Origin of the sequence: Peptoniphilus faecalis, assembly GCF_012976305.1 — a bacterium.
In the GTDB taxonomy this organism is placed as follows: Bacteria; Bacillota; Clostridia; order Tissierellales; family Peptoniphilaceae; genus Peptoniphilus_A; species Peptoniphilus_A faecalis.
This window is the reverse complement of the sequence record NZ_JABDSR010000021.1, coordinates 1-22544: the sequence shown is the minus strand read 5'-3', so window position 1 is coordinate 22544 and position 22544 is coordinate 1. Positions and strand designations below refer to the sequence as shown.

Annotated in this window: 18 protein-coding genes, 15 tRNA genes and 1 rRNA gene; 26 read left to right on the top strand and 8 right to left on the bottom strand. The window is 33.3% G+C overall.

Annotated elements, in window-relative coordinates:
- Window positions 1-12 precede the first annotated feature (12 nt).
- The 16 genes from rrf to HKO22_RS10070 all read left to right on the top strand — a co-directional run bounded on the left by rrf (window position 13) and on the right by HKO22_RS10070 (window position 1603).
- Window positions 13-129 (top strand): 5S ribosomal RNA (gene rrf / locus HKO22_RS10145).
- Between the two features lie 20 nt (window positions 130-149).
- Window positions 150-224 (top strand) — tRNA-Asn (locus HKO22_RS10140).
- A 13-nt stretch (window positions 225-237) separates the two neighbouring features.
- Window positions 238-326, top strand: a tRNA-Leu gene (locus tag HKO22_RS10135).
- A 31-nt stretch (window positions 327-357) separates the two neighbouring features.
- A tRNA-Met gene (locus HKO22_RS10130) sits at window positions 358-434 on the top strand.
- An 11-nt stretch (window positions 435-445) separates the two neighbouring features.
- Window positions 446-522, top strand: a tRNA-Met gene (locus tag HKO22_RS10125).
- Between the two features lie 42 nt (window positions 523-564).
- A tRNA-Glu gene (locus HKO22_RS10120) sits at window positions 565-639 on the top strand.
- Between the two features lie 3 nt (window positions 640-642).
- Window positions 643-718, top strand: a tRNA-Val gene (locus HKO22_RS10115).
- A gap of 4 nt (window positions 719-722) precedes the next feature.
- Window positions 723-799, top strand: a tRNA-Asp gene (locus HKO22_RS10110).
- 33 nt (window positions 800-832) lie between these two features.
- A tRNA-Thr gene (locus tag HKO22_RS10105) sits at window positions 833-908 on the top strand.
- A 22-nt stretch (window positions 909-930) separates the two neighbouring features.
- Window positions 931-1016, top strand: a tRNA-Tyr gene (locus tag HKO22_RS10100).
- 19 nt (window positions 1017-1035) lie between these two features.
- A tRNA-Gly gene (locus tag HKO22_RS10095) sits at window positions 1036-1109 on the top strand.
- 5 nt (window positions 1110-1114) lie between these two features.
- Window positions 1115-1191: transfer RNA gene (locus HKO22_RS10090), tRNA-Arg, on the top strand.
- 13 nt (window positions 1192-1204) lie between these two features.
- Window positions 1205-1280, top strand: a tRNA-Gln gene (locus tag HKO22_RS10085).
- A 9-nt stretch (window positions 1281-1289) separates the two neighbouring features.
- A tRNA-Lys gene (locus HKO22_RS10080) sits at window positions 1290-1365 on the top strand.
- 20 nt (window positions 1366-1385) lie between these two features.
- Window positions 1386-1474, top strand: a tRNA-Ser gene (locus HKO22_RS10075).
- Window positions 1475-1527: 53 nt separating this feature from the next.
- Window positions 1528-1603 (top strand) — tRNA-Lys (locus tag HKO22_RS10070).
- A gap of 107 nt (window positions 1604-1710) precedes the next feature.
- Here the strand turns inward: HKO22_RS10070 and HKO22_RS10065 are convergent.
- Both HKO22_RS10065 and HKO22_RS10060 read right to left on the bottom strand, forming a co-directional pair.
- Complete coding sequence (locus HKO22_RS10065; RefSeq protein ID WP_169970411.1) at window positions 1711-2796, bottom strand: M24 family metallopeptidase; 1086 nt, start codon at window positions 2794-2796, stop codon at window positions 1711-1713.
- Between the two features lie 87 nt (window positions 2797-2883).
- Window positions 2884-3579, bottom strand: a complete 696-nt coding sequence (locus HKO22_RS10060) for an endolytic transglycosylase MltG (RefSeq protein WP_169970409.1) — start codon at window positions 3577-3579, stop codon at window positions 2884-2886.
- Window positions 3580-3651: 72 nt separating this feature from the next.
- On the opposite strand from HKO22_RS10060, the gene HKO22_RS10055 reads away from it, so the two are divergent.
- From HKO22_RS10055 to HKO22_RS10040, 4 genes are read left to right on the top strand one after another with little or no spacing between them, the layout of a single operon-like run.
- Entirely contained in the window at window positions 3652-4638 is a 987-nt protein-coding gene (locus tag HKO22_RS10055; RefSeq protein ID WP_169970407.1) for an RluA family pseudouridine synthase, read from the top strand.
- Window positions 4619-7213 (top strand): PD-(D/E)XK nuclease family protein, encoded by a 2595-nt coding sequence (locus HKO22_RS10050; protein ID WP_169970405.1) that lies wholly within the window; start codon window positions 4619-4621, stop codon window positions 7211-7213. Before HKO22_RS10055 ends, HKO22_RS10050 begins: the two co-directional genes overlap by 20 nt.
- Complete coding sequence (locus tag HKO22_RS10045) at window positions 7214-7759, top strand: 5-formyltetrahydrofolate cyclo-ligase (protein WP_075659361.1); 546 nt, start codon at window positions 7214-7216, stop codon at window positions 7757-7759. It begins immediately after the preceding gene.
- A complete protein-coding gene (locus tag HKO22_RS10040) occupies window positions 7756-8445 on the top strand; it encodes a CPBP family intramembrane glutamic endopeptidase (protein ID WP_075659360.1) in 690 nt (229 codons plus the stop codon). Before HKO22_RS10045 ends, HKO22_RS10040 begins: the two co-directional genes overlap by 4 nt.
- A 75-nt stretch (window positions 8446-8520) precedes the next feature.
- Here HKO22_RS10040 and HKO22_RS10035 read toward each other — a convergent pair whose 3' ends face one another.
- Complete coding sequence (locus tag HKO22_RS10035) at window positions 8521-9405, bottom strand: YitT family protein (RefSeq protein WP_075659359.1); 885 nt, start codon at window positions 9403-9405, stop codon at window positions 8521-8523.
- Window positions 9406-9803: 398 nt separating this feature from the next.
- Here HKO22_RS10035 and HKO22_RS10030 point away from each other — a divergent pair, with 398 nt between their 5' ends.
- The 6 genes from HKO22_RS10030 to HKO22_RS10005 all read left to right on the top strand — a co-directional run bounded on the left by HKO22_RS10030 (window position 9804) and on the right by HKO22_RS10005 (window position 16998).
- Window positions 9804-11069 (top strand): Glu/Leu/Phe/Val family dehydrogenase, encoded by a 1266-nt coding sequence (locus HKO22_RS10030; protein WP_075659358.1) that lies wholly within the window; start codon window positions 9804-9806, stop codon window positions 11067-11069.
- 445 nt (window positions 11070-11514) lie between these two features.
- Window positions 11515-11970 carry an Lrp/AsnC family transcriptional regulator gene (locus HKO22_RS10025; RefSeq protein WP_169970403.1) on the top strand — a complete coding sequence of 152 codons (456 nt, stop codon included), beginning with the start codon at window positions 11515-11517 and terminating at the stop codon, window positions 11968-11970.
- A 15-nt stretch (window positions 11971-11985) separates the two neighbouring features.
- Window positions 11986-13023 (top strand): M29 family metallopeptidase, encoded by a 1038-nt coding sequence (locus tag HKO22_RS10020; RefSeq protein ID WP_169970401.1) that lies wholly within the window; start codon window positions 11986-11988, stop codon window positions 13021-13023.
- A 72-nt stretch (window positions 13024-13095) separates the two neighbouring features.
- Window positions 13096-14412, top strand: a complete 1317-nt coding sequence (locus tag HKO22_RS10015) for a purine-cytosine permease family protein (RefSeq protein ID WP_169970399.1) — start codon at window positions 13096-13098, stop codon at window positions 14410-14412.
- A complete protein-coding gene (gene pepD, locus HKO22_RS10010) occupies window positions 14409-15815 on the top strand; it encodes a beta-Ala-His dipeptidase (RefSeq protein WP_169970397.1) in 1407 nt (468 codons plus the stop codon). Before HKO22_RS10015 ends, pepD begins: the two co-directional genes overlap by 4 nt.
- Window positions 15816-15843: 28 nt before the next feature.
- A complete protein-coding gene (locus tag HKO22_RS10005) occupies window positions 15844-16998 on the top strand; it encodes a CD0519/CD1768 family membrane protein (RefSeq protein ID WP_169970395.1) in 1155 nt (384 codons plus the stop codon).
- Window positions 16999-17407: 409 nt separating this feature from the next.
- On the opposite strand, the gene HKO22_RS10000 is transcribed toward HKO22_RS10005, so the two are convergent.
- The 5 genes from HKO22_RS10000 to HKO22_RS09980 form a co-directional block, all read right to left on the bottom strand.
- On the bottom strand, window positions 17408-17701 hold the full coding sequence (locus HKO22_RS10000) for a hypothetical protein (RefSeq protein WP_169970393.1): 294 nt from the start codon (window positions 17699-17701) through the stop codon (window positions 17408-17410).
- Between the two features lie 152 nt (window positions 17702-17853).
- Window positions 17854-19590 (bottom strand): NADH-dependent [FeFe] hydrogenase, group A6, encoded by a 1737-nt coding sequence (locus HKO22_RS09995; protein WP_169970391.1) that lies wholly within the window; start codon window positions 19588-19590, stop codon window positions 17854-17856.
- A 9-nt stretch (window positions 19591-19599) separates the two neighbouring features.
- A complete protein-coding gene (locus HKO22_RS09990) occupies window positions 19600-21369 on the bottom strand; it encodes an NADH-quinone oxidoreductase subunit NuoF (protein WP_169970389.1) in 1770 nt (589 codons plus the stop codon).
- Window positions 21362-21751, bottom strand: a complete 390-nt coding sequence (locus HKO22_RS09985) for a hypothetical protein (RefSeq protein WP_169970387.1) — start codon at window positions 21749-21751, stop codon at window positions 21362-21364. The genes HKO22_RS09990 and HKO22_RS09985 overlap by 8 nt, the downstream gene beginning before the upstream one ends.
- A 25-nt stretch (window positions 21752-21776) precedes the next feature.
- Window positions 21777-22283, bottom strand: coding sequence for an NADH-quinone oxidoreductase subunit NuoE family protein (locus HKO22_RS09980; protein WP_169970385.1), 507 nt, complete (start codon window positions 22281-22283; stop codon window positions 21777-21779).
- Window positions 22284-22544: the final 261 nt, after the last annotated feature.

Here is a 22544-nt window from a genome sequence, read left to right as displayed (position 1 = left end):
AGTTTTAAGGAATCTGGTGAGAATAGGACAATGGACACACCTGTAACCATGCCGAACACAGAAGTTAAGCATTAGTCCGCTGATGGTACTTGGTTGGCAACGACCTGGGAGAGTAAGTTATCGCCAGAAAGGGACAAAAGTCCCAATAGTCTTAGGTAGCTCAATGGTGGAGCAACCGGCTGTTAACCGGTAGGCTGTGGGTTCGAGTCCCACCCTGAGAGCCAGTAAAAAAGATAAGCCGGGGTGGCGGAACTGGCAGACGCACAGGACTTAAAATCCTGCGGTGGTAAAACACCGTATCGGTTCGATTCCGATTCTCGGCACCAAAAAGAAGAATAGTAGCCGGGTAAAAAATGACGCGGGATGGAGCAGTCTGGTAGCTCGTCGGGCTCATAACCCGAAGGCCGGAGGTTCAAATCCTTCTCCCGCTACCATAAAAACATATGGCGGCGTAGCTCAGTTGGCTAGAGCATACGGTTCATACCCGTAGTGTCAGGAGTTCAAATCTCTTCGCCGCTACCATTTTAAAATACGGTTTGTGTTACATAAACCGCTACCATATAAGGCCCTGTGGTCAAGCGGTTAAGACACCACCCTTTCACGGTGGTATCCCGAGTTCGATTCTCGGCAGGGTCACCAGATGGACGCATAGCTCAGTTGGGAGAGCATCTGCCTTACAAGCAGGGGGTCATAGGTTCGAGCCCTATTGTGTCCACCAAAATGGCCTGGTAGTTCAGTTGGTTAGAATGCCAGCCTGTCACGCTGGAGGTCGTCGGTTCGAGCCCGATCCAGGTCGCCAATATAGTATAAATATATTATGTAAGCAAGAGATGCTGGTGTAGCTCAATTGGTAGAGCAACTGACTTGTAATCAGTAGGTTAGGGGTTCAAGTCCTCCCACCAGCTCCAAAAGACTTGTAGGGGATTTCATGGAGGAGTTCCCGAGTTGGCCAAAGGGGACGGACTGTAAATCCGTTAGCTTAGCTTTCAGTGGTTCAAATCCACTCTCCTCCACCAATAAAATTAAAAATCCTATGCGGGTGTAGCTCAGTGGTAGAGCCCCAGCCTTCCAAGCTGGTTGCGAGGGTTCGATTCCCTTCACCCGCTCCATATAAGCACCTATAGCTCAGTAGGATAGAGCAACGGACTTCTAATCCGTGTGCCGGGGGTTCGAATCCTCCTAGGTGCGCCAAACCCAATGATATTGGGGTGTAGCCAAGTCGGTAAGGCACCAGACTTTGACTCTGGCATGCGTAGGTTCGAGTCCTGCCACCCCAGCCAAATTAGTTAGACCCATTAGCTCAGTCGGCAGAGCACTTGACTTTTAATCAAGGTGTCGCGCGTTCGAATCGCGCATGGGTCACCATTTTAAAAATTTATATTTATGGAGAGGTACCGAAGTGGTCATAACGGGGCGGTCTTGAAAACCGTTAGGGTGCAAGCCCACAAGGGTTCGAATCCCTTCCTCTCCGCCATTTTTTAATCTGTGATTATCACAGATTTTTTGTTGAAAATTTAATATTTTTTAGACCCATTAGCTCAGTCGGCAGAGCACTTGACTTTTAATCAAGGTGTCGCGCGTTCGAATCGCGCATGGGTCACCATTCTAAAAGACTTTATGTTAAACATTGAGTAGACTTAAAATAAAGGCTCTATAATATTTGCTGTGAGTAATCTCTAACAGATATTATAGAGCCTATTTATATAAAGTTTATTCTACTGGTACTACTTTTAAATCCTTTGAAACGTGGTTTAAAACTTCGCAACCATCTTCTGTTATTAGCACCAAGTCTTCGATTCGTACACCAATGCCTTCGTCTAATAAATATATTCCAGGTTCAACAGAAAAAATTTGTCCAATTTCTATTATGCTATCATTTACAGATGAAACATCGCCAGCTTCGTGAGTTTCAAGTCCAATGGAGTGACCAGTTCTGTGAGTGAAATATTTTCCGTAACCCTTTTCTTCGATATAATTTCTTGCAGCTTTGTCCACATCAGACATTTTGTTGCCAGGTTTTGCCGCTGCAATACCACGAAGATTGGCTTCTTTCACGATTTCATAGATTTCTCTTGCTCTGTCACTTACCTCTCCTATGAAAACTGTGCGTGTCATGTCAGATGCGTAATTTTTATACATTCCGCCAATATCTAAAACTACGCAGTCGCCAAGCTTGCCATAAGTGTCATCTGTGGAGTGGTGAGGGTCTGCAGCTGATCTTCCGTAAGCTGTGATTGGTTCAAAGGAAACTTCTTCAATGCCATGTGATTTATATATTTCTTTTAGCTTTGCACTAAGTTGTCTTTCGTTAAGTCCCTTTGAAACCCAAGGTATAAGTTCTTCCATAACCTTGTCATTTATCATAGAAGATTCACGCATCAATTTTATTTCTTCTTTGTCCTTAATGCGTCTTACTGCGTCTACAATGTTTGAACCGTTAATGTATTTTTTGTCGGGGAAAATTTCTTGAAGGCGAAGCAAAAATTTAGCAGACCAAAACTTGTCTATGCCAATTGTCTTGTCGTCTTTAATGTATTTTGAAAGCTTTTCAATACCATCTTCAATGTCGTTATACCAAATTAGATGTGCTCCAATTTCGTCATCTTGTGGAAATAATTCGTTTATTAAAAGCTCGATGTCTCCGTCTTTATGAATGTAAAGTGCAAGGGCTCTTTCTCCAGGTTCAATTTTTTTGCCTAAAAAATAAAAAATTGCATAAGGGTCGCTTATTATCATGTGAGCCAGATTATTTTCTTCCATATTTTTTATTAGTCTATTAATTCTACTTTTGTGCATAATATCCTCCATTCTTTTTTAAAATATATCACAACTTATCTATAATATCCATTGGTAAAAATAAATTAATCTGCAGTTTCCCGCAGATTAATTTTTAGTAAGTGATTTAATTATATTTGCCACTTTTGATGGCATTAAAATTTCGTGTGTTCCAGGTGCAAAGGCAGTTACGCCAAGGTTGTTGCAGGAATCTACAAAGGCTTGTTGTGAAACTATTACTCCATTTTCCATAAGTGTTTTTGCAACATCGGCTGGAGTTGCGCCTGTGTCAATATTTATGTTGTAGGTCTTTAAATTTGTGTTAGAAATTTTAGCAAGAACTTCCCTTACCTTTAATCCTTTGTTTAAATCGTAAGTGCCGGGAACAATTTTATTTCCAATTTGCATATCGTCAACTAATGTTTTATAAGCATTCAAATCTTTTATTAAACCCTTTGACATTAAAATTTCGCCAAGTTCATCAACATTTGTGCCTTCAGGAACTGTGATTTTTGTTGTGGTATTGTCAGATTCTTTCTTTTCTTTTTCTTTGCTCTCGTCTAAAGCAACAATTGGCTTTACAGATTTTTCATCTTTAAGTCCAGTTGCAATGAAAATTTCATTTGCGGTATTTGTAAACTCGTCTATAATGCTTATTTGTACCTTGCGACTTGAAATTGAGTTTAGATAAAGAGAGTCAATTCTCCACTTGATTATGAAAACCAAGGCTAAGAAAAACAAAATTGACAATAAAATTTGTAAAAATTTAATAAAAAAGAGCTTGCCTCTATTAAAATTATTCAAAATAAACCTCTTTTCATCTTGTTTTGATATAATTATAACAGTAAAGTTGAAAAAATAAAAGTTGGAGAAATTATGAGAGAAATTATTGTAAATAAAAATGATGGTGGAAGAAGGCTAGACAGGTTTCTTAAAATTTATTTTGAGAAGGCGCCACTTTCCTTTATATATAAAAATTTAAGGAAGAAAAATATTGTGTTAAATGGCAAAAGGGCAAAACCAGAGGATATTATTGATGAAGGGGATAGGATAAAATTATTCTTGTCAGAAGATACAATTAATAAATTTAAAAAAGATATAAAAAAATCTAAGAACTCAAAGCTTCCCAATATTTTATATGAAGATGAGGATATAATATTGGTAAAAAAGCCAGTGAATATGCTAACTCACAACGACATCAGCACCTATCAAGATAATGCTCTCGACAGAATGGTGGACTATTTAATTGAAAAGGGGGAATACAGTCCAAGACTTGAAAAATCCTTTAGACCTGCCTTTGTGAATAGACTTGATAGAAATACTTCTGGAATTTTAATTGGAGCTAAAAATTTAAAAACTTTACAAATTTTAAATGAAGCTATAAAAAATCATGAGATAAAAAAGTATTATATCACCATTGTTTCTGGAAATGTGAAAAGTGATTTTGATGTGGATATAAATTTAGTTAAGACAAAAAACAATGTGATGAAAAAATCTAGCGACCAAGGCAAGAGGTCAATTACAAAATTCCACGTGCTAAAAAATAGAGGTGGTTATTCTCTTCTTTCTGTGAATTTAATTACGGGAAGGACGCATCAGATTAGGGCTTCATTAAAGGAAAAAAACTTGTTTATCATTGGCGATAGAAAGTATGGAGATGATAAAGCTAATAAAATTTTTATAGATAAGGGATTGAACAGTCAATTTTTGCACAATTACGCTCTTGTCTTTGAGAGCGATAAGCTAAAAAATTTGTTAGGAAAGAAATTTATTTACCTTCCAGGAGAAAAAATGATGCATATTGCAGAAGAAATTTTTGACGTAAATTTAGGTGAGATTTTAAATGAAAAAAATAATTTTTAGAAATCCAAGGGAAAAATTTGATTTTGCAAATTTAAAGGGCAAGAAAACTTTGATAATCTTGCCCTCTCAATCTGCAATAAATTTTTATATAAGGGATATGCTAGAAAATAAAGTAGATATCACAAAGACCGAGTTTGATACCTTTGATGGCATTGGCAAGAAAATACGCAGGTACAAACCCGATTCAATTTTAAAATACATAATTCTTTCTAAAATTTTAAAAGATAATTTTGGCGATAGGTTAATTTTCCCTGAAACTGTGGATATCATCTTGGATTTTTTCGACGACATAGTAGAAAATAATTTATGCAGTGAAGATATTTTAACGATAGATGGTGAAATTTTTAAAAATCTTGGGAAAGTTTTTCGAATTTACAAAGATTATTTTGAAAAAAGAGGATATGATATTTATGGCAGGATAAAGGATCAGTCAATGGAAGGAACTCTTTTTGATACTTTTATCATCTCAGGATTTTTGGAATTTAGAAAAAGTGAAGAAGAAATTATAAAGAAACTATCTAAAATTTCCAATAAAAATATTTACATTGATATTCCTTTTAACTTTTTTAAGTCAGAATTAGTTTCTTCTACTATAAAAAGTTTAAAGGATCTTGATTTTATTTTAGAAGAAAAGACATTTTTGGACTATAAAGAGTATTTAAAGGCCAAGGAAATATATGCAATTTCGTCAAAGGGCGATTTCTACAATTTATTTTTCTCAAAAATAAAAATGACGCTTAAAAATAAAAAAGTCGAGGACATAGGAGTTTTAACTGGTTCAAGAGGACTTGCCTATAAAATAAAATCTCGTGAAAATTTTGAAAATCTGGAGTTTAATGTGAAATGCAGTGAGAGATCTCTTTTAGAAAGCGAATTTATGACTTTGTTGGAATATTTTAAAGATAAAAGCAGGGAAAACACAATAAAACGCGTGAGACTTTCATATTTTCCCCTTGAATGCGACTTGATCGACCTTGAAAAGGCCTTTTTGTCCTATGATTTTAAGAATTTATATGATATAGATTTTTCCAAGGTAAAAAGTATTACAGTAAATTCTAACTCAATAGATAATTTTTTAAGGGGAGTTGAAATTTTACAGGATGAAGTCATAAAAGAGACTGCAAATATAGATTACTACCTAAATTTTTTCGGCGAATATTTAGATTGTATAAAAATAAAAATTGCAGATGAGGTAGAAACAAATCCCGAAACTTTTGCAATTAGAGATTTAAGGTTTCTCGAAAAAATGAAAGAAAGTTTCTCAAAAATGAAAAAACTTTCTTCGCTTTATAGTGAGATTTCACTCTTTGATTTTGTTTTGATAACAAAAAAGTACATTGAAAAATCAAAGACAGATGCAATCCAAAACTTAGAGGGAATTGAAATTTCAAACTATTCATCAAATTATTATAGAGAATTTAAAAATTTATTTTTAATTGGATTTGATCAAAATTTTGAGAGAAATGTAAAAAACAACTTCCTTTACAATAGAGAATCTGAAGAGGACATGAGGGAAATTGGACTAATCAAAGATAATTTTACGAGGGATTACATCTATCTCATCTACGATTTAATTATGTCAGAGGAAGTTTTTATTTTAATAGATGATTATGATAAAGGCCTTTCAAAACTTTTAAACAAATTAATTTTTGATTTAGGGTTAAAAATACAAGAGCATGAAAAAATTTATTCTACTTCAAATATTGATTTTAACAATTCACGTGAGGAGTTAAATTATAATGTTTCAAGGGAAGAACTTGCTGGAATTAACAAAAAAATAAGGGAGAGAAATTATTATGTTACAGATTTTGACACCTTAAAGGAGTGTCCAAGGAGATTTTTATTTGAGAAAGTTTATAAAATTGAAAAACTTGAAAAGGACTATGATGAAAAATATTATCAGAGGACTGGCGATAAGTATCATCATATTTTAGAAAAATATTTCAAGAGGGAAAGGGATTTAAAGATTGAAACTCTAAAGGAATTGATTTTAGAAGAAGAAAATTTGGGGGATTTTAATAATCTTTCTTTTTTAGAAAAAATTTCTGTTATAAATTCCTTCAATACTTTAAGTGAATATATTAAAAGTGATTTAGAGGAGCAAAAAAAATATGGTTTTATGCCAAAATATTTTGAAGAAAAAATAGATACAGATATTTCTGGAATAAAAATAAAGGGAAGAATTGATAGGATTGATTCCTTGGGCGAGAGTGAGATTTTAATTGACTATAAGAGGTCAAATATTAGGACTAAAAAGGAAATAGAAGATTTAAAATCTTTTCAAATGCCAATTTATGCTATTTCTAGAATAAAAGTGGGTAAAAAAATAGCAAGTGCAATTTATGGATCTGTAAAAAAAGCAGAACTTACAACTGTGATAAAAAATTCTGACATTTTGCCGAGAGATGACAAAAGGAGGAATTACTTTACAGAAGATGAACTATGTGAACTTCTAAAAAAAGTTGAAGCTGAAATAATTGCAATGACAAATAGTATTACCTCTGGTGATTATAATTCTAGGAGCGACTGCAAAAATTGTGATTATACAGAAATTTGTGAAAATAAGGAGATTTAAATGGATAAAGGGGAACTTAGGAAAAAATATTCAAAACTTAGAGAAGGAATTAAAAATAGAGATGAAAAAGATAAAAAGATTAGAGAAAGTCTTAAAAATTTAGAAATTTATAAAAATGCAAAATCTGTATTTATTTTTATATCTTATAAAAGTGAAGTTGATACAAAAGAAATTATAAACATGATTTTAAAGGATGGTAAAAAGCTTTTGGTGCCACTTGTAAAGAATAGGGAGATGATTGCAGTTGAAGTTAAGGGGATAGATGACTTAGAGCCAAACAAAATGGGAATTTTGGAACCTAAGGAGGGCAAAGAGGTAGTAGATGTAGATTTAACTATTACACCAGGACTTGCCTTTGACAAAGATGGTTATAGACTAGGCTATGGAGGAGGATTTTACGACAAATTTTTTGCAAAGGTTGAAACAATAAGAATGGGTATTGGTTATTCTGAGCAAATTTTAGGGAAATTAGCACATGAAGAATATGATATACCGCTAAATTATCTTTTGACAGATGAGGGTTTTATAAGGTTTGGTGCTAAATGAAAAGAGAATATCCTAAAATAGAAGCAAAGACATGGAAGTGGATACTTGCACTTATGATTTCCATAGGCTCTTTTTATGGAGTAAGTCTTTTATTTTATATTTTTGATATTAAAAATGAAATAATAATGGCTCTTGCAGTTAGCATAATTTCTCTACTTTCACTAGTAATTGTAGATAAATACTTTATAGTTAAAATATTTTTGCGATTAAAAATGAGGGACTTATTTTATATAATTATTGGGCTTGGTTTTTCTATTATCGCAGTTATAATATCATCAATTGTAGTAGAAAAGCTGGGAATAAAGGCAGATATTAATCCGATTTTTGACGTATTGACTCCAGACAATTTTAAGAGTTTTTTTATATCGACGCTAATACAATTTATTGCAGAAGAAATAATTTTTATAATTCCCTTTTTATTTGTGATAAATAAAATAAAATCTGAAAATAATATTTTAAAAACAATTTTTGCAATAGTACTTTCATCGGTGATTTTTGGAGCAATGCACCTTTCCACATATAATTATAATATTTTACAAGCAGTTTTGATTATTTCAATTATAAGAACGGGGTTATCTATGTCCTATGTTATTTCTAAAAATCTTACAGTAACCTATCTTATCCATATAATTTACGATTGGAGCTTAATCGGAATATATATGGCAGCGGGGCAAATGATAAAATAAATAAACCACGATTTTGGATTTATTTCCATTGTCGTGGTTTTTATTACAAAGTTTTTAGCGTTACAAAATTAAATTTTAAATCGAAAGTTCTTTAAAGCCATTGCCTAAAATTTCTGATGTGTCGGAAACTGAAACAAAGGCTTCGGGATCATGTTCTTTAATAATTTGACGAACCCTCACAAGTTGTCTCGAGGAGCAAACAACATATAAGATGTAGACATTCTTTTTCTTGTAAGAAGTTATACCATTGATAAAAGTTGATCCTCTATGTATTTCTTTGTGAATTTCTTTTGCAATATCTTCATTTTTTTCAGAAATTATGAAGATTTGTTTTTGTTTTCCAACGCCAAGTTGAATTTTATCTACAACATTGTAATTTATAAACATTAAAATCAAAGTGAAGAGCACTTTGTCAAAGGTAAAGAAATAACCTAAGGAACTAACTATTATAAAATTAATTCCCATAAGGACATTTCCAATAGTGATGTTAAATTTTTTCTTTAAAATTGCAGCGACAATATCAAGACCGCCAGTTGAAGCTCCATTTCTGAAGGCAATACCCATGCCAGCTCCGTTTAAAATGCCGCCAAAGACACAAGCGAGTATAGGCTCCTTAGTTAAATAAAACCCTGGAGCGATTTTTTGGTAAAAGGATGCAAATATAGATAGCAACAAAATTGAAAGTGTAGAGAAAAATGTAAAGTCTCTATCCAAGAAAAACATGCTTAATATTGAAGTAGGTATATTTAGCAAAAATATTAACATTGGAAGACTTAGCCCTGTAACATTTGAAATCAATATACTTGTACCTGTTAGACCTCCAGATATTAGTAAATTTGGTTTTATTATGTAAACTACGGAAAAAGCAAGAATTATATTGCATACTATGACTGATAGAAGTTTCCTACCAAAAGTTTTTGAAAAAATCCATTTTTTAAGACTTATTATGCTTGAGTTCATAAAAACACCTCTTAAGGTATAATACACTATATCAAAGAGAAAATTAAGCTAAAAATAAAATAAAATTTTATAAATTCAGATTATAGTAGGATTTTGAAATTTATATTTTATACTTTTTGAACTAGTGAAAATGATTACAGACAAAAATATCTTATTATATTTAAGAAAGTTATGCAAAAAAAAAAATAATCAAATAAAAAAATAAAAAAAAAACATTTACTATTGTTTACAATTTAGATTATTTTTTACGAAAAAAAAATAATTCATAAAACTAAAAGTACAAATCCAAACAAATAGTTAAACTTAACCCCACTTCTTGAACTTAATATTTCTATTTGATATAATTAAGACTGTAAGAAATGGTTACCATGATTATACATAAGGAGAGTGTTAAAAAAATGACAGATACTTTAAATCCGTTAGTAGCAGCTCAACAAAAAGTTAAGGCTGCATGCGACAAGTTAGGTTGCGACCCAGCAGTTTATGAAATTCTAAAAGAACCTGAAAGAGTTATTGAAATTTCTATTCCAGTAAAAATGGATGATGGTTCAGTTAAAACTTTTAAAGGTTGGAGATCAGCTCACTCAACAGCAGTTGGTCCAGCAAAAGGTGGAGTTAGATTCCATCCAAATGTAAACCTTGATGAAGTTAAAGCTCTTTCTCTTTGGATGACTTTCAAAGGTGGAGCACTTGGTCTTCCATATGGTGGAGGAAAAGGTGGAATTTGTGTAGATCCATCTGAATTATCTGATAGAGAATTAGAACAACTTTCAAGAGGTTGGGTAAGAGGACTTTATAAATATCTTGGTGAAAGAATTGATATTCCAGCACCAGACGTTAACACTAATGGACAAGTTATGTCTTGGTTTATTGATGAATACATCAAATTAAACGGAGACAGACAAGATATAGGAACTTTCACAGGCAAGCCAGTTGGACTTGGTGGATCTGAAGGAAGAAACGAAGCAACAGGTTTTGGTGTTGCTGTAGTAACTAGAGAAGCTGCTAAACGTGAAGGAATTGATTTCAAACATGCTAAAATAGCAGTTCAAGGCTTTGGTAATGTTGGATCTTTCACAGTTAAAAATATTGAAAGACAAGGCGGAAAAGTTTACGCTCTAGCTGAATGGGACAAAAAAGAAGGAAACTACGCTCTATACAATGAAAATGGACTAGATTTCAAAAAACTTATTGAATATAAGAACGAACATCACACATTAATTGGTTATCCAGACGCAAAACAAATTTCTTCTGATGATTTCTGGACTGGCGAATGGGATATCTTAATTCCAGCTGCTCTTGAAAATGTAATTACTGGCGATGTAGCTCAAAAACTTAATGTTAAATTAGTTTGTGAAGCTGCTAATGGTCCTACTACTCCAGAAGGAGATAAAGTTCTTATGGAAAGAGGAATTCCTCTAACTCCAGATATTTTAACTAACTCTGGTGGAGTTCTTGTTTCTTATTATGAATGGGTTCAAAACCAATACGGAATGTATTGGACTGAAGCTGAAGTTGAAGAGAAACAAGAAGCTGACATGATGAAAGCTATCAAAGGCGTATTCGGTGTTTGTGATGAATATGATGTAGTTCCTAGAGAAGGAGTTTACATGTACGCTATTCAATCTATCGACAAAGCTATGAAACTTAGAGGATGGTATTAATCCTCGGGCTTAAATTAAAAGCTTAATAAAATGACTAAAAACCGCAGCATATGTTGCGGTTTTTTTGGGCTCTATGTCAAATGTTGGGGGGAATCGTTAACTCAAGTCTCTCTTTTCATTTAAAAATCAATACTTAAGAGCCATTATTAGGGTTTATTATATTTTAACTGTGAGTATATGATCAGTATATAAACAAGAAAATTTGAGACAAATTAAAAATATTAATAATAAAAAAGATAAAAGACATTAGTAATATAAACACGATGAAAACGATATTTTATTAATTATTTCTAAAAAGTAACAATTCATTTAAAAAATGCGATAAAGTGGATAATAATGGTTACAAAATGTGAAAAAGCTGACAAATATTTGCAATTAAAATTACTGTATGGTAACTTATTATATATAAATAAAGGTTAAAGAGGTGGTGGTAATGTTTTCTAAGGTGGATGATATTGATTTAAAGATATTAAGTATCTTAAAATCAAATGGTAAAACTCCTCATCAGGATATAGCTGAATTTTTAAATTTTTCCAGGCCAGCAATTAACAAAAGAGTTTCTAAACTAGAAGAAGGGAAAGTTATTGAGGGATATGAGGCAATAATTGATTATTCGAAAATAGGGCTTCCACTTGACTCCTATGTTTTAGTTAATGTTTGTACTATAGATTTTAATAAAACTATTGAAAACATTTTAAAGCTTAAAGAAAAAGGAATTTATATTGAATCAGTGTGTAGAATAACAGGAGATAAAGGAATATTTCTTAGAGTACATACAAGTTCTACAGAAAAATTTAAAGATTTTCATGACAGTATTTTAAAAATCAAAGGTGTTGTAGACACAAACACAATGTTAGTAATCCAAGAAGAAAAGAATGAATTCAAGGATAATTATATTTAGAAAAGGAGAGAGATTATGTATAAGTTAGAAATGGAAGTATTTAGTGCAGCAATGATACTAATGAGAGATATGTTCCAAATTAAAGAGGGAGAAACAATTGTAATAACAGCAGACACTTCTTCAAATGAACATATAGTTAGAGCAAGTGCATCAGCAGCTAAGGCTTGTGGAGCAAAACCTATGGTAGTTTGGTTAGCAACACCTGATGGCGTTGGAAAAGATACAGATGCAAAAGTACCTGTTGAAGCATTAACTGGGGCATTACTTAACACTGATTGTTGGGTTGAGTTTAACAAAGGTTGGCTTTTATATTCAACACCATTTGAAAAAGCAGTTGAAGGTAATGAAAAGCTTAGATATATGTGTTTAGTTGACCTTGACGAAGAATTATTTGTTAAGATAATTGGTGAAGTTGACAAAAACATGGAAGCATATATGAGAAAACTTACAGAAATGACTAAGAATGCTAAGAAAATGAGAGTAACTACTCCAGCAGGAACAGATATATCTTTTGAAAATGAACCTTCTAGAAAAATTTATTGTGACCTTGGAGAAGCTGATAAACCAGGATTAACTTTTATGCCAGGACAAATTTGTTGGTTCCCTAAATTTGAAACTATTAATGGAACTATAGTTTTTGATGGATCATTGACTCCTCCTTGTGGATTACTAGAAGAACCAGTTAAGATTACTATCGAAAATGGTGTAGCAACAAAGATTGAAGGTGGCAGACAAGCAACTCAATTCTCAGAATGGTTAAAGAGTTTTGATGACCCTAACATGTATAGACCAGTTCATATTTCTTACGGGGTAAATCCAAAAGCACAATTATCAGGAAATATTTGTGAAGATGAAAGAATTTGGGGATGTACTCAATGGGGATTTGGTTATCTAAGCCCAGTTGATTGTCCACCAGATGGAATTCCAGCAAAAACTCACTTAGATGGTATTTGTTTAAATTCAAGTGTATGGATGGATGGAGAACAAATTTGGGACAAAGGAAGAGTTGTAAACGAAGAATTAAAAGAATACAGCAAAAAATTGGGGAAATAATTTAAAAAGAATTCAATAGAGCAAGCATAAATCGCTTGCTCTAACTACATAAAATATAAATAGGAGGTTTTTATGAAAGACTTAGGGTCAAGAATAGTGGAATTTATGGATAGAAGTGAAGACTTCCCAACACAACCTATTCCAAGAGAAAGACGTAAACCTTGGTACTCTATAGCAATGGTTTGGACTGGTATTTATATTAGTATTGCTGCTATATTAGATGGGTTAGCTGTAATTTCTGGATTATCATTCAAAAACAGTGTTATTGTTTTAATAATTGCGTTCTTTACTTTTTTAGCATTAACTGCTTTACAAGGAAGTATAGGTACTGAAACAGGCTTAAGTACCTATATGATTGCAAAACAAAGTTTTGGAAGAAGAGGTTCTCATGTTGTATCATTAATTTCATTAATTGTAAATGTTGGATGGTTTGCTATCAACGTTAGAGCATTGGCAGAAAGTGTTCATGCTATATGGTTTGGTAATATACCAGTGATGTGTATCATATTTGGATTTCTGATGATAATTACAGCAACTATAGGATACAAAGGAATAGAAGCATTGAGTATGCCAACAGTAATTTATACTTTTGGATTTATGCTATATAACGCCATAAGAGTAATAATGCAAGATGGAACAGATTTCATAGAACTTATGGAAAGAGCTCCTATTGGTGAACCAGTTCATATGTCAGTAATAATTTCAGTTTTAGTTGGGGCAATGGCAGCAGGTGCTGTTAACGCACCAGATGTAATGAGGTTTTCAAAGAAAAAATCTGATAACTTTAAAGGCTTATATTTAATAGGTCTACCATTAGCTATTTGTCAACCAATATGTGCAATTATATTAGCTCTTCATGTTCAATCAGGAGAATTCGCAACCGTTATGGTTCAAATTGGTGGTGTAGCAGGTCTTATAATGGTTATTTTAGGAGCTTGGACAAGTAATGATAATGCATTATACAGTGCCTCATTAGCATTTACAGAAATGTTCCCTAAACTTAGAAGGTGGGCCGTAGCGATAACTCTGGGAGTAATTGCATCAGTGGTTGCAGCTTTTATAAATATAGGACTTTATGCAAACATAATGCTAGCTTTTGGTTGTTTTATAGTTCCAGTTCTGGGAATAATGATATCAGATTTCTTTGTATTACCTAGGATAGGTATAAGCTCTGGAATTTCTTTACAAAAAAATGAAATCATTAATCCTATAGCTATAATAGTTTGGTTGTTAGGTGGAATATATGCGTTCGTACTAGATTTCCAAATCATACCAACTATGATACCTATAGCTTCTGTTGTGAAGAATATGATAATTTGCTCACTTGTATACGCATTGTTAATGAGAGCTAGACACGGTAAAGACAGCAAAGCGAGAGTTGAAGCATGAGCAGAATAATAGAATTATTTAAAGATATATCAAAGATTCCTAGAGAGTCAGGAAATGAAAAAGAAATTTGTAACTATATATTAGATTTTGCAAAAGAAAATAATTTAGAGGCAAGCAGTGACAAATTATATAATGTCTTAGTTAAAAAAGATGGTAACAATTACACTAAAAACCCTGTTATAATTCAGTGTCACACAGATATGGTATGTGTAAAAGAAGATGGTTCAGATCACGATTTTACAAAAGACCCAATAGACTTAATTATAGATGGAGATAAAATAAGTGCCAATAAAACATCTCTTGGAGCAGACAACGGAATTGGTGTAGCACTCTGTTTATATTTGTTGGAAAACAATGATATAAAACATCCACCACTTGAAGTATTATTTACTACCAATGAAGAAACTGGTCTTGACGGTGCTTCTTATTTTGATACATCTAAAATAAAAGGTAAAACTCTAATAAATGTAGATGGAGAAGAAGCAGGTCATATATTGCTAAGCTGCGCTGGTGGAACTAATGTCTTTTTAAGAAAAAAGTTATCATATGAAGCACAGGATACCATGGGTTATGAAGTGACTATTAAAAACCTATTAGGAGGTCATTCGGGGTTAGATATTGGCAAAAATAGACTTAGTGCAATACATGCCATGTCAAGACTTTTGATTAAATTAAGAGAATTAAAAGGATTTAGATTATCCGATTTTGAAGGTGGAGAAGCTAATAACGTCATTCCTCAACACGGAAAAATATTATTCACACTAAAAGATGATCAGCCGATAAAAAAAATTATTAAGAGTGTAGAAAATGAACTAAAGAGTGAACATCCAAAAGAAAAAGATATAATTAAATTTAATTTAGAAAAAACTAAAATAAATAAGGTTTTTTCTAAAGAGCTAGAAAAATCAATTATTGATTTATTCACAATTCTCCCTTATGGAGTTCAAAAGATGAGTCAAAGCATTGATGGAATGGTTCAAACTAGTTTAACAAATGCCGTATTAAAGACTAAAGATGATGAAATTGAGTTAGAAATATTATTCAGGTCTTCAATGCAAAGCGAAATGGATTATTTTGTAAATAAAATTAAAAACATGGCTAATCTTGTTAAATTTAACTTTGAAATAAAATCTTCTTATCCAGCGTGGGAACTTAATACAGATTCAAAAATCAAAGATATAACGGCCCAATGTTATGAGGAATTATTTGGGAAAAAACCAATTTTAGAGTCAATACACGCGGGTCTTGAATGTGCAGTATTTAAGGAAAAAATGCCTAATATAGATATGGTTAGCATAGGAGCTAACATCATCGGGGCACATACTACCCATGAAGAAGTCAGTATTAAATCAATTGATGACTTAAGAATATTAGTTGAAAAAATTTTGACAAAACTGGAATAAAAATTTATTGATAAGCGAGGAGAGTTTAGTGGTAACTAATTTAAGAAAAACAGACAATAACTACAAAGACGGCTTGTTTATAATTAGTTTCATACTCCTTTTTGGATTTATTGGATATAAAATGGGGTTTGTGAATATGATTCAAACAATCCTTAATACTTCCTATGACCTATTAATTAATGTATGCTTTTATATAATGGCTATTTCTGTAATTACTGGAGGATTAGGTGAATTATTATTCGAGTTTAATGTAATTGAATGGGTTAGTAAAAAACTTTCAAGATTAATGAAACCTATTTATAATCTGCCAGGTGCAGCAGCTTGGTCAATATTAATGTGTTATCTGTCAGACAACCCAGCAGTATTAACATTAGCTAAAAATGAAGGTTATAAAAATTATTTTAAAAGAAATGAGTTTCCTGCAATCACAAACTTAGGAACATCTTTTGGAATGGGGCTAATAGTGACAACCACAGTTATGGGTATGAATATTAATCATTCTGTACTCGCAGCCATAGTAGGAAATATAGGGGCAATCTTAGGTAGTGTTGTAAGTGTAAGAATAATGCTTAAACTTACTAAAGATTTTGAAAAAGATGAAAAAAGCTTAAAATTAGAAAAAGAATATACAAACGCCAAAAACAATCCAGTAAATAAGACTTTATTTGAAAGGGTTATAAACTCATTATTAGACGGTGGTATGAAGGGCGTTGATCTCGGCGTTCAAATAATACCAGGGGTTCTTATTATTTGTAGTTTTGTTTTATTAATTACAAATGGAATAGGACCGAATAATATATATGATGGTTCAATAAATCAAGGTGTACCCATTCTTCCTTTTGTTGGGGATAAACTTCATTTTATAATAAAACCAATATTTGGATTTAAATCATCTCAATCAATATCTGTAGTTATAACATCTCTTGGAAGTGCGGGAGCAGCCGTTGCATTAATACCGTCATTAATTGAAAAGGGTTTAGTAACTGCAAAAGATTTAGCTGTATTTACATCAATAATAATGTGTTGGAGTGGATATTTATCCACACATATTGCAATGATGTCATCAATAAATGCGCGAGAATTAACTAATAAAGCTTTAATTAGTCATACAATTGGAGGTATATTTGCAGGTTTTTCATCAAATATAATTTTTAATATTCTAATAATGGCAAAAATTATTTAAATTATAATTACCTACTTAAAAATAGATTCCCAAAACTTATTATGGGAATCTATTTGTGATTTATGTTAATTGAATTAGCAAACTATTTAACAAAAAATAAAAAACAGAATTACTGAAAAAGGATTTAGGATAAGTTGCTAAAAATATCTTTTAGGATTAACTCTCCAAATTGTTTGTAGAAATCAGTATATTTGTCTTTTCTATAAAACAACATACGCCTGTAGCGGAATAGCTCATTGTCTTCAGTAAAGAAGATACAGTTATTCATTTTAGGACCTTTTTTTATATAATATTTTGGTATAAAGGTAATGCCTTGACCACTTTTAACTAGTTCAAGAATATTATTTATATTTCTAAAGTGCATAAATGATTTTGGATGCAGTTTATAGTTTTAAATAATTTTTGTTATTCAGGTATGAAGAGCTTGAGTATTTTGTCCAGAAATTATTTTTTTGTTTTTTATTTCGTTAGCGTCAAATTTTAGAGGATTATCTAATTTGAAAGTTAACATAGCATCATCATATTTATTACCTAGAATAGATTTTGGAGTCACTACTAAAATTAAATCATCTCGCAATTCCAATTTTTCAGTAGATTTCATATCCATATAATCTGAAATAACATCAATACTAACAAAACAATCAATTTTATTGTTTTCGTAAAGTTCTTTTAATACATAACCCTCACATTCTATAAAATTCAAATCAATGTTCAGGAGGAGTTTCTATACACAAATTATTTCACAGTCTCTTTCTTACCATAGGTGTTGCATTTGATTTGACAATTCGTCTACATAAAAATATCTGTTAGAGATTTACTCCCCAACAGATATTATAGAGCCATTTTTTTATCTCATTAAATTTTTTCTCTTGGAATATATGATGTGTGAAGCAAATCGTGAGCTCTTTCGCCATAAGGCCTTCCTAAATAATTTTTGTAGATTTCTTTTATCATTGGATTTTCATGAGCCTTTCTAATTTTTTTATTTTTGTCAATTTCGTAAAGTGCCCTTTGTCTTTTCAAAAGAATTTCTTCGTGACCATGGTGGTAAGGTTGACCGCCGCCACCAATGCAGCCGCCAGGGCAAGCCATAATTTCTATGGCATGGAAGTCGTACTTCTTGCTCTTTATTCCATCTAATAATTTTCTGGCGTTGCCAAGTCCGTGAGCTATGCCAACTTTTAAATTTAAGTCGCTAATTTTAACTTCTGCACCTCTTATGCCCTTAAGACCTCTTAATTCTTCAAATTCAATTTTTTCTAGCTCTTCGCCAGTTAACCATTCGCTGGCAGTTCTTATGGCTGCTTCAATTACGCCGCCAGTTGTGCCAAAAATTGTTCCTGCACCGGAAGATTCGCCCATTAATTTATCAAATTTGCCTTCTTCAAGTCCGTTAAAGTCTATGCCGTAAAGTTTGATCATTCTGCCAAGCTCTCTAGTTGAAAGGACATAGTCCACATCGCGAATATCCTTGGTTCCAAGTTCTGACCTTGCTGCTTCAGCCTTCTTTGCTGTGCAAGGCATTACTGAAACCATAACAATGTCCTTGGCAGGGATGCCTGTTTTATTTGCGTAATAAGTTTTTACCATGGACCCCATCATAATTTGTGGGGACTTACAGCTTGAAGGTATGTCTAACATATCAGGATAATTCATTTCTATAAATCTAACCCAGGCAGGGCAGCAGGAAGTCAAAATTGGAAGAGTTTTGTTGTTTTTAATTCTGTCAACAAGTTCGCTTGCCTCTTCCATAACTGTCAAGTCGGCTGAAAAGTCTGTGTCAAAGACTACATCAAAGCCAAGCTTTCTAAGAGCAGTGACAAGTTTTCCTGTTGTAACTTGGCCTGGCTCCATGTCAAAGAGCTCTCCAATGGCAACTCTAATTGATGGGGCAACTTGTACTACTACATGCTTCTTTGGATTTTTTATGGCATTAAAAACTTTTGCCGTTGCATCAATTTCTACTATTGCACCTGTTGGGCAAACTGCCACACATTGTCCGCAGAAGGTACAGGAACTTTCTCTTAGGGGAATGTTAAAGGCAGGGGCAACTATGGCATCGAAACCACGATTTAGTCCGCTAAGTGTTCCCACAGTTTGAACTTCGTTACACATTGTTTCGCATCTTCTACACATTACACACTTATTTGGATTTCTGTAAATAGAGTTGGAAGATGCATCCACCTTATGTTGCATTCTCTCGCCCTTGTAGGCAATTTCTCTTATGCCCATTTTTTCTGCCAAGGCTTGAAGTTCGCAGTTTAAATTTTTGGGACATACTAAGCAGTCCTTAGGGTGGTTGGAAAGGAGAAGCTCTAGGTTAATTTTTCTCGCTTCAACTGCCCTTGGCGTGTCAGTATTTACTATCATGCCTTCAGTTATTTCTTCAGAGCAAGCTGTGCAAAGTTTTGGCCTTCCCACAACTTCAACCATACAAATTCTACAACTTGAAGGTTTATTTTCATAATTAAAGTTAGGAAGCTTCATATGACAAAGTGTAGGGATGTCGATGCCAATTTCTTTTGCAGCTTCTAAGATTGTCGTGCCTTCCTTAACTTTTAAGTTTTTATCATTAATAACACAATTTATCATAATTCACCTCTATTTAGGTTCCACAACTGCACCTACAGGACATGTCTTAAAGCAAGTTCCGCAGGCTATGCACTTGTCCTCATTAATTTCGTGTTTTTCCTTTGGCTTTCCTGATATGCACTTGACAGGGCATTCCCTTGCACATCTGTGACAGCCAATGCACTTGTCCTTATTTATCTTGTAGGCTCTCCTCACTTCGTGTCTAGCATATTTTAAATATTCATCAGGGAAATATTTCATAGTAGATAAAATTGGGTTTGGTGCAGTTTGTCCAAGTCCACAGGCAGCTGAGTTTATGATGTTGTGACAGAGGTCTTCAATTTTTTGCAAATCTTCATCTGATCCCTTGTCATCTAAAAGATTTTTTAGCATTTCAAGAAGCCTCTTTGTGCCAAGTCGACAAGGTGTGCATTTGCCGCAGGACTCGTCTTGGGTAAATTCAAGATAAAATTTTGCAATCTCAACCATGTCGTTGTCTTCGTCCATGACAATTAGTCCGCCTGAACCCATCATGGCGCCAATTTCTTTTAAGTTTTCATAATCAATTGGAGTGTCAATATTTTCCTTGGTGATCATTCCGCCAGAAGGTCCACCAATTTGCACTGCCTTAAACTTCTTGCCATTGGGAATACCGCCACCGATGTCGTAGACAATTTCACGAATAGTTATGCCCATAGGCACTTCAACAAGTCCAACGTTGTTTACTTTGCCAGCTAGGGCAAAGACCTTTGTGCCCTTAGATTTTTCTGTTCCCATGGAAGTGAACCAGTCAGTTCCCTTTAAAATAATCTTTGGAATATTTGCATAGGTTTCAACATTATTTACAGTTGTAGGCTTACCCATATAGCCCTTTACGCTAGGGAAAGGAGGCTTTCTCGTAGGTTCGCCTCTCTTGCCTTCCACAGAGTGAATGAGGGCAGTTTCTTCGCCGCAGACAAAGGCACCAGCACCGTATCTAATTTCAATATCAAAGTCAAAACCAGAATTAAAAATATTTTTTCCTAAGAAGCCATAATCTCTTGCTTGAGAAATTGCAGTCTTAAGTCTATGAATGGCAAGGGGATACTCTGCTCTAATGTAGACCACTCCGTGGTTTGCACCAGTTGCGTAGCCGCCAATTGTCATAGCCTCAACAATGGAGTTGGGGTCGCCTTCCAAAATACTCCTATCCATAAAGGCACCAGGGTCGCCTTCGTCAGCGTTGCAGAAAATATATTTTTCATGACCTGGAGAATTATATGTATTTTGCCATTTAATGCCAGTAGGAAAACCACCGCCGCCACGAACGCGAAGTCCAGATACTTTAATTATGTCTATGACTTCTTGCGGGCTCATTTCAGTTAAAACTTTAAAGAGAGCTTGGTAGCCGTCGTAGGATATGTAGTCCTCAATATTTTCTGGGTCAATTTTGCCGCAGTTTTTTAAGGCAACACGAGTTTGTTTGCCGTAAAAACTCATTTCCTTTTGATTGTAAATTGGCTCCTTATTCTTTGGGTTCTTGTAGAGAAGTCTCTTGACAGGTCTACCATGAAGGATGTGTTCCGCCACAATTTCGTTTACATCGCTAGGTTTTACATGAGTGTAAAAGACATTGTCGGGCTCAACCTTTACAATGGGACCTTCGCCGCAAAAGCCAAAGCAACCAGTTATCATGGCTTCCACATCTTTGATTTTGTAATGTTCAATTGCCTTGTCAAAATTTTCTTTAATTAAATCACTTCTTGCAGAGACGCAGCCCGTTCCCTTGCAAATAAGTACTTGTAATCTCAAATTATTCATAGGTCACCTCTTTTTCGTACTCAAGAGTCTGACTCTTAACAGAAGCAACATTTAAAATAAAATCCTTTATGGCTTCAGTGTCAAGGGAGTTGCTCTTGACATTTGCGCAGACATTAAATCTTATTTCAATGTTAAACTTTTCCTTTTGATTGGGGTCGTCTTTAAATAAAAATTTGCAGTTTCGCATGCCCTTTTCGCGGACAAAGCTCTTTAAGTCGTCAAAAACTTTTTCTATTTCTGCATATTTTTCTCTTTCATTGCCAGTTATAAAAATTTCTATAACATCATCGTCAGGCATGTCGCCTATATCTCTTAAAATAGTTTGGTGATATCTTGATTCTTTTATAGAAATAAGTTTTTCCAAGGAATCTATTTTTGCCATAACTACCTCCTTTGAAATCTATAAATTAATTTTCTTCTGTAGCTAATTCATTTCTGTGTGCCTTTATAATTTCTTTGACATCACTAACTTCAACATGACCATAAATCTTGTCGTTTACGCGAACTACTGGACCAATGCCACAAGCTCCAACGCATCTAATAGAATTTACATTAAAGAGACCATCTTCGCTAAGTCCATCGCCATCAACGCTAAGTTCATCTTTAAAGGCCTTCATAATTTCTTCAGAGCCCTTAACAAAACAAGCAGTGCCAAGGCAGACATCAACTTTAAATTTGCCCATTTTATTTTCATTGAAGAAGGAATAAAAAGTTACAATTCCATTTATTCTACTTGCAGGAAGATTTGTAAGTCTTGCAATGTAAACTTGGAGTTCCTTTGGAAGGTATCCAAAAATATCTTGAGCGTAGTGAAGAATACTTATAATATTGTTTTCCTTATTATCAAAAGTATCTATGTAGTCCTTTAAACTCTTTAAAAGAGCATTGTCTAGACCCATAGTATCAAACTTCATAACTATCACCTCTTATTTCATTGCAATACAATGAAAAGGTTTTATCAAAGGAAAGGGGCATTTTTTAAAAATTTATTTAAAATATATTTAAAATATATGTAAAAGTGCAAATAAAAAAGGAGCCGAAGCTCCTTAAAAAGGTTCTATAATAAATAGTGTTGGTGAGAAATCATCAGCACTATTTTTGTATGGAAATGTATAAAAAATAGACATAGAAATCACATTCCTATAAAATATAGTTGCAACCAAATACCAAGGAGT